Origin of the sequence: Actinomadura geliboluensis (genome assembly GCF_005889745.1) — a bacterium.
Lineage (GTDB): Bacteria > Actinomycetota > Actinomycetes > Streptosporangiales > Streptosporangiaceae > Spirillospora > Spirillospora geliboluensis.
Genome location: NZ_VCKZ01000432.1, coordinates 1 through 7,394 on the forward strand (window position 1 = coordinate 1; position 7,394 = coordinate 7,394).

The 7,394-nt window shown below is 70.6% G+C and carries 8 protein-coding genes; 3 read left to right on the plus strand and 5 right to left on the minus strand.

All coding sequences use genetic code 11. From position 1 onward, the window contains the following. Positions 1 to 10: 10 nt before the first annotated feature. The 4 genes from ETD96_RS37490 to ETD96_RS37505 form a co-directional block, all read right to left on the minus strand. The gene (locus ETD96_RS37490; protein ID WP_138641251.1) at positions 11 to 1,003 is read right to left on the minus strand and encodes an amino acid ABC transporter permease; all 993 of its coding nucleotides are present in this window, start codon (positions 1,001 to 1,003) and stop codon (positions 11 to 13) included. After that, on the minus strand, positions 1,000 to 1,683 hold the full coding sequence (locus ETD96_RS37495) for an amino acid ABC transporter permease (RefSeq protein WP_138641252.1): 684 nt from the start codon (positions 1,681 to 1,683) through the stop codon (positions 1,000 to 1,002). Before ETD96_RS37495 ends, ETD96_RS37490 begins: the two co-directional genes overlap by 4 nt. A gap of 141 nt (positions 1,684 to 1,824) precedes the next feature. Further along, on the minus strand, positions 1,825 to 2,694 hold the full coding sequence (locus ETD96_RS37500; RefSeq protein ID WP_138641253.1) for a glutamate ABC transporter substrate-binding protein: 870 nt from the start codon (positions 2,692 to 2,694) through the stop codon (positions 1,825 to 1,827). 39 nt (positions 2,695 to 2,733) lie between these two features. Next, positions 2,734 to 3,456 carry an amino acid ABC transporter ATP-binding protein gene (locus ETD96_RS37505; RefSeq protein WP_240808508.1) on the minus strand — a complete coding sequence of 241 codons (723 nt, stop codon included), beginning with the start codon at positions 3,454 to 3,456 and terminating at the stop codon, positions 2,734 to 2,736. Positions 3,457 to 3,784: 328 nt separating this feature from the next. Between ETD96_RS37505 and miaB the strand changes: the two genes are divergently transcribed. Beyond that, the gene (gene miaB, locus ETD96_RS37510) at positions 3,785 to 5,323 is read left to right on the plus strand and encodes a tRNA (N6-isopentenyl adenosine(37)-C2)-methylthiotransferase MiaB (protein WP_205719646.1); all 1,539 of its coding nucleotides are present in this window, start codon (positions 3,785 to 3,787) and stop codon (positions 5,321 to 5,323) included. Positions 5,324 to 5,393: 70 nt separating this feature from the next. Next, positions 5,394 to 6,107, plus strand: a complete 714-nt coding sequence (locus ETD96_RS37515; RefSeq protein WP_138641255.1) for a class III extradiol ring-cleavage dioxygenase family protein — start codon at positions 5,394 to 5,396, stop codon at positions 6,105 to 6,107. Here ETD96_RS37515 and ETD96_RS37520 read toward each other — a convergent pair. Beyond that, entirely contained in the window at positions 6,104 to 6,403 is a 300-nt protein-coding gene (locus ETD96_RS37520; protein WP_138641256.1) for an antitoxin, read from the minus strand. The two genes, ETD96_RS37515 and ETD96_RS37520, sit on opposite strands and share 4 nt — an antisense overlap. A gap of 124 nt (positions 6,404 to 6,527) precedes the next feature. Here ETD96_RS37520 and miaA point away from each other — a divergent pair. Next, positions 6,528 to 7,394: tRNA (adenosine(37)-N6)-dimethylallyltransferase MiaA (miaA, locus tag ETD96_RS37525; protein ID WP_138641258.1), on the plus strand; the 867-nt coding region annotated here is incomplete at its 3' end.

Here is a 7,394-nt window from a genome sequence, read left to right on the forward strand (position 1 = left end):
ACCGTGGAGATCAGGTCGACGGGACGGCCTGCTCGCCGACCCCGACCCCGGCGACGGGCGGCGCCCCGCCCGTGCCCATGGTCTTGGCCGCGGTCTTGCGGCTGCGGCGGCTGCGCGCCTCCAGCCACGTCGCCAGCCGGCTCACCGACATGTTGATCGCGATGTAGATGATCGCGACGACGATGCCGGCCTGCAGGAGGTTGTTGCTGTAGTTGGCGGGGACCTGGCGGAAGCCCGCGGACAGCAGCTCGGGGTAGGCGATGATGAACCCGAGCGCGGTGTCCTTGAGCAGGACGACGATCTGGCTCACGATCGCGGGCATCATCACGGTGATGGCCTGCGGCAGCAGGATCAGCCGCATGACTCCGTTCTTGCGCAGCCCGATCGAGTAGGCGGCCTCCGCCTGGCCCTTCGGGATCGACAGGACGCCCGCCCGGACGACTTCGGCGAGCACCGAGCCGTTGTACATGGTGAGGCCGAACACGACCGCGGCGAACGCCGGGACGGTGACGACGCCGGCGTTGCTCTCCACCCCGAAGATCGAGAAGAAGTAGTCCACCGAGACGCGCTGCAACTGCCCGAACTGGGACTCGGCGATCTGCGGGCTGATCTTGTTCGGGACGAAGAACGCCAGGAAGATCAGGATCAGCAGCGGGATGCCGCGGAAGAACTCCACCACCGCGCCCGCCGGGACCCGGATCCACCAGTGCTCGGAGAGCCGCGCCAGGCCGAACACGATGCCGAACAGCAGCGCCAGCACGGTCGCGACGGCGGCGGCCTTCAGCGTGTTCAGCAGGCCGGGGATGATCAGGTGCCGCCAGACCGTCCACTCGGTGAACGGCGTCCAGTACTTCCCGGCGAACTGGTCCTTGGCGGCCAGCCGCCAGACCAGCGCGGCGAGGATCGCGGCGAGCCCCACCGTGACGGCGATGCCCAGCGCCCTGTTCCGCGCGCGCGCCCGCGGCCCCGGAATGTCGAAGAGAACAGTAGCTTCCTTGCTCATCGGGCCACCGCCATCCGCTTGGCCAGCCAGCCGAAGAAGTACCCGGTGGGCAGGGTGAGGATCAGGAAGCCGACGGCCACGCCGAGGAACAGCGGGATGACGCCGTTGGAGAACGTGGGCTTGTCGACGATCGTCTTGGTGACCAGTGCGACCTCGGCGTAGCTGGCCGCCGCGGCGACCGTGGTGTTCTTGATCATCGCGATGAGGACGCTGCCCATCGGAGCAATGATCGCGCGGAACGCCTGCGGCAGAATGATCATGCGCAGCGACTGGGTGAAGGTCAGGCCGACCGACCGCGCCGCCTCCGCCTGGCCCAGCGGGACCGTGTTGATCCCGGACCGGAGCGTCTCGCAGACGAACGCGCCGGTGTAGGCGGACAGGCCGAGGACGGCCCACCAGTAGTAGGTCACCGACGGGATCGAGGAGAACTGCAGCGCGAGGGTGTCGTTGAGGCCGAAGCTGCACATCAGCAGCACCAGCGTCAGCGGCGTGTTGCGGACGATGCTGACGTAGCCCGTGCCGAAGGCGCGCAGCACCGGCACGGGGGCGACGCGGAAGCTCGCCAGGACCGTGCCGATGATGAGGGAGAGCACCGCCGCGGCGGCCGCCAGGCGGATCGTCGCCCAGAATCCCTGGAGGATCTCGTCGAAGCTGTCGAAGAACGGGCTGAAGTCAAACATTGCTCAGCTGTTTCATGGCGTTCCAGCGGTGTCGGGCCAGCGGTGTCGAGCCCGGCCGGCGGTGTCAGGCCGGACCGGCGCGTCCCCGGGAGCCGCTCCCGGGGACGCGCCGGCGCGGCGGGCGTCAGGCGCGGCCCCCGGTCAGGAGCAGCCCTCCATCTGCGGGGCGGTCGTGACGAGCTTCAGCCCGGTGCCGGCGAAGTGCTTCTCCAGCAGGGTCTTGGCGGTGCCGTCGGAGTACATCTCGGTGATGGCCTTGTTGACGGCCTCGCAGGTCTCGGTGTCGCCCTTCTTGATGCCGACGCCGTACTTCTCGTCGGTGAAGGGGTCGTTGATGACCTTGAAGGAGCCCTTCTGCTGGTTGGCGAAGCCGGCCAGGATCAGGTCGTCGGTGCTCACCGCGTCCAGCGCGCCGGACTTCAGCTTGCTCACGCACTCGGAGTAGCTGCCGGCGTCCACCAGCGTGACGCCCTTGATGTTGAGCTTGCCGTCCGGCGGGCCCTCGGTGATGCGGCGGAACGAGTTCGACCCGGCCGCCTTGCAGAGCTTCTTGCCCTTGAGGTCGGCGGCCTTCTTGATGTCGGTGTTGTCGGCCTTCACCATCGTGTCCTGGTGCGCGACGTAGTAGGGACCGCCGAAGGTCACCTGCTGCTTGCGCGCCTCGGTGATGGAGTAGGTGGCGAAGATCAGGTCGACCTGCCCGCCGCCGATGAACGACTCGCGGTTCGCGGAGGTCGTCTCCTTGAAGGTGATGCCGCTCTCCGGCACGCCCAGCTTCTGCGCGACGTACTTGGCGACGTCCACGTCGAAGCCGTCATAGGTGCCGTCGGGCTTCTTCAGCCCGAGCGCCGGCTGGTCGAACTTGATGCCGATGGTCAGCTTCTTGTCGTCCTTGGCCTTCTGGACGACCGTCTTGGCCTCGGTCTTCTCGGTGTCGCTGCCACACGCGCTGAGCGCCAGGGACAGCGCCATCCCCGCCCCGATGAGGGCGCCGAAACGACGTACTCGCATTTCTCGTCCTACCTCTGCTCTCTGCCGGAGCCCCGCGGCTCAGTGCGTGAGGATCTTGGAAAGGAAGTCCTTCGCGCGGTCGGTGCGCGCATTGGTGAAGAACTCGTCGGGGGTGTTCTCCTCGACGATCTGACCGTCCGCCATGAACACGACCTTCTGGGCGGCGCGGCGCGCGAACCCCATCTCGTGCGTGACGACGATCATCGTCATGCCCTCGCGGGCGAGCCCCGTCATGACGTCCAGGACCTCGTTGACCATCTCCGGGTCAAGCGCCGAGGTCGGCTCGTCGAAGAGCATCACCTTGGGCTTCATCGCCAGGGAGCGCGCGATCGCCGCCCGCTGCTGCTGCCCGCCGGACAGCTGCGCCGGGTACTTGCCGGCCTGGTTGGCGATGCCGACCCGGTCGAGCAGCTCCATCGCGTGCTTCTGCGCCTCCTGCTTGCCCTGCCTGCGGACCTTCACCGGCCCGAGCGTGACGTTCTCGAGGATCGTCTTGTGGGCGAACAGGTTGAACGACTGGAACACCATCCCGACGTCGGCGCGGAGCTTCGCGAGCTCCTTGCCCTCCTGGGGGAGCTCCTTGCCGTCCACGAGGATCTTCCCGCCGTCGATGGGCTCCAGCCGGTTGATCGACCGGCAGAGAGTCGACTTGCCGCCCCCGGAGGGGCCGATGACGACGACGACCTCGCCGGAGTTCACCGTGAGGTTGATGTCCTTGAGGACGTGCAGCTCGCCGAAGTGCTTGTTGACGTTCTCGACCACGACGAGAGCCCGGTCGCCCGCCGCGGGGGCCGGCTCCGGAACGGAGTCCTCGGGCTCGTCCTTGGTGAGGTCGAGCTCGCCTTCGCTGTCCGTCATGCGGACGGACTTTACGTCATGGCCGGGCGCCTGAAAGTTGCCGAGCGGTACCGATCCGATCACGAATCCCCATGTCGGACGGGGTCCATCATGGCGGAGAGTGATCATCTGGGCTGGTCGGAGCGGGGTGTCCGCGGGTGCGCCCCGGCCCCCGGAAGCAGGCCGTTCGCCGGGGCCGCCGCGGCCGGACGTTCCATCGCGGCGGGACGGGCCCGTACCCTTGGTTACCGTCATGAGTGCGCCAATGGAGACGGCCGCCCGCACGTACGAGATCCGTACCTACGGGTGCCAGATGAACGTCCACGACTCCGAGCGGCTGTCCGGGCTGCTGGAGGCGGCCGGGTACGTCCGCGCCGGGGACGCCGAGCCCGATGTGGTGGTGTTCAACACCTGCGCGGTGCGGGAGAACGCCGACAACCGGCTCTACGGCAACCTCGGCCATCTGCGGCCGGTCAAGGACGGCCATCCGGGCATGCAGATCGCCGTCGGCGGCTGCCTCGCGCAGAAGGACCGCGACACCATCGTCAAGCGCGCCCCCTGGGTGGACGTGGTGTTCGGCACCCACAACATCGGGTCGCTGCCCGCGCTGCTGGAGCGGGCCCGCGTGCAGAGCGAGGCGCAGGTCGAGATCGAAGAGTCGCTGGTGACCTTCCCCTCGACGCTGCCGACGCGCCGGGAGTCGCCGTACGCGGCGTGGGTGTCGATCTCCGTCGGCTGCAACAACACGTGCACGTTCTGCATCGTCCCGTCCCTGCGCGGCAAGGAGAAGGACCGCCGCCCCGGTGAGATCCTCGCCGAGGTCGAGGCGCTCGTCGGCGAGGGCGTCCTGGAGGTGACCCTCCTCGGGCAGAACGTCAACGCCTACGGCTCGGGCTTCGGCGCCCTGTCGGCGGCGCCGGACGAGGTGCGCGCCATGACCGAGGGCGGCCAGTCCGCCTTCGCGGTCCTGCTGCGCGCCTGCGGGGGCGTCGAGGGCCTGGAGCGGGTCCGGTTCACCTCGCCGCACCCCAAGGACTTCACCGACGACGTCATCGCGGCGATGGCCGAGACGCCGAACGTGATGCCGTCGCTGCACATGCCGCTGCAGTCCGGGTCGGACGCGGTGCTGCGCGCGATGCGGCGCTCGTACCGGCAGGAGCGCTACCTCGGCATCATCGACAAGGTCCGGGCGGCGATCCCGGACGCGGCGATCACCACCGACATCATCGTGGGGTTCCCCGGCGAGACCGAGGCCGACTTCGAGGAGACCCTGCACGTGGTGCGGGAGGCCCGGTTCTCCTCGGCGTTCACGTTCCAGTACTCCAAGCGGCCGGGCACCCCGGCCGCGACCATGGACGGCCAGCTGCCGAAGGAGGTCGTCCAGGAGCGGTACGAGCGGCTCGTCGCCCTCCAGGAGGAGATCTCCTGGGCGGAGAACAAGAAGCAGCTCGGCCGCACGCTGGAGGTCCTGGTCGCGGAGGGCGAGGGCCGCAAGGACGAGGCGACCCGGCGGCTGTCCGGCCGCGCGCGCGACAACCGCCTCGTGCACTTCGGCGCCCCGGAGCAGCCGGTCCGGCCCGGCGACATGGTCACCGTCGAGGTCACCTACGCGGCGCCGCACCACCTGGTCGCCGACAAGCCGGTGCTGGACGTCCGCCGCACGCGGGCGGGCGACGCGTGGGAGGCTCGCCAGGGGAACGGCGGCGGTCCGAAGGGCGTCGCGCTGGGCATGCCCTCGATCGGACGGCCCGCGCCGGCACCGGCCGCGCCGTCCGGCCACGGCTGCTCCTGAGCGCGGCTCTCACGGCCGTTCGCGGTCTACCGGTCCCAAGGCGCGGTGTTACCCCGTCCAAGGAGGCAGTGTGCTCGTAGCGGCGGCGGTGTGCCCGCACCCGCCGGTTCTCGTCCCGGAGATGGCGGGGGAGGCGGCGTCGGAGCTCGACGCGCTGCGCACCGCCTGCGACCGGGCCGTCGGGCTCCTCGGCGACGCGGGCGTGCTGGCCGTCGTCGGGGGCGGGGCGGAGACGCGGCCCTACGGCCCGGACGCCTACGCATCCCTCAGGCCGTACGGGCTCGACTGGACGAGCCCACGCGAACCCGTGGACGGGGCGGATGCGCTCCCGCTCTCCCTGACGATCGGCCGGTGGCTGCTGGAGCGGCAGGGTTTCGCCGCCCGCGCGCGCTATCACGCCGTGGCCTTCGACGCCGAGCCGGAGGCCTGCCTATCGCTCGGCAGGGAACTGGCAGGGGCGGCCGACCGTGTGGCGCTCCTGGTGATGGGGGACGGGTCGGCGTGCCGTTCAGAGAAGGCACCCGGGTATCTCGATGTGCGCGCGCGCCCGCACGATGAGGGCGTGGCACGTGCTCTCGGCACAGCTGACGCCGCCGCCCTGGCCGCGCTGGACCCCGGGCTCTCCCGGGACGTCCAGGCGGCAGGGCGTGCGGCGTGGCAGGTGCTGGCGGGCGCGGCCTCGGACTCGCCCGGTCTCGGCGGGGAACTGCTCGCCGACGACGCGCCCTACGGGGTCGGCTACTTCGTGGCGGCCTGGTCGCGGCCGGACCGCCGCGCCGGCTAGGAGGGGCCCTGGCCCTGGCCGGGCTGGCCGCCCTGCCCCATCTGACCGCCCTGGTCGCTCTGGCCCATCTGACCGCCCTGACCGCCCTGGCCGCCCTGGCCCTGCCGGCCGGTGCCGCCGCCCTGGCCGCCTTCCCGGTCTAGCATGTCGCCGGCCTTCTCCTGGACCTTGTCGACCTTGTCGGCGTACTTGCCGCCGGTGCGCTCGTCGATCATGTCCCCGGCGCGCTCGACGCCGTGCCTGGCCTTGCCGGAGTGCTGCCCGAGCATCTGCTTGACCTTGTCGACGATGGACATTCCCGATCCCCCTGGATCCCTCGTCTCGATCGGTGCGGCGCGGTTGGCACGCACACCCGTACCCCCCGCCCATACCCGTTCTGTTGCCACAATCAATCCCGTGACCTCACCCAATGCTCCCTATGTGATCGCGGTCGTCGGGGCGACGGCCGCGGGGAAGTCCGACCTCGCCGTGGAACTGGCGCTGCGGCTGGACGGCGAGGCGGTCAACGCCGACTCGATGCAGCTCTACCGCGGCATGGACATCGGCACCGCGAAGCTGCCCGCGGCCGAGATGCGCGGGGTCCCGCACCATCTGCTGGACGTCTGGGACGTGGTGAAGACGGCCAGCGTCGCCGAGTACCAGGCGCTCAGCGCGGACGCGATCGCGGACGTCCGGGGCCGGGGCCGGCTGCCGGTGCTGGTCGGCGGGTCGGGCCTTTACGTGCGCGCGGCGCTCGACGAGATGGAGTTCCCCGGGACGGATCCCGCCATCCGGGCGCGCCTGGAGGTGGAGCTGGCGCAGGTCGGCCCCGGTGGGCTGCACGAGCGGCTGCGCGGCCTCGACCCGGCCGCCGCGGACGCCATCCTGCCGAGCAACGGGCGCCGGATCGTCCGCGCCCTGGAGGTCATCGAGATCACCGGCCGCCCGTTCACCGCGACGCTGCCCGAGCACCGGTACCGGTACGGCTCGGCCCTGCAGATCGGCGTGAGCGTCCCGCGCGACGCCCTGGACGAGCGCATCGCCCTGCGGGTGGAGCGGATGTGGGGCGCGGGCCTGGTCGACGAGGTGAGGGCGCTGGAGAAGCGGGGCCTGCGGGACGGCCTGACCGCCGGGCGGGCGCTCGGCTACGCGCAGGTGCTCCGGTTCCTCGCGGGGGAGTGCACCGAGGAGCAGGCGAAGGAGGACACCGTCCGGACGACGCGGCGCTTCGCCCGCCGGCAGGAGTCCTGGTTCCGCCGCGACCCGCGCGTCCACTGGCTTCCGTACGACGCTGTCTCTTATACACCT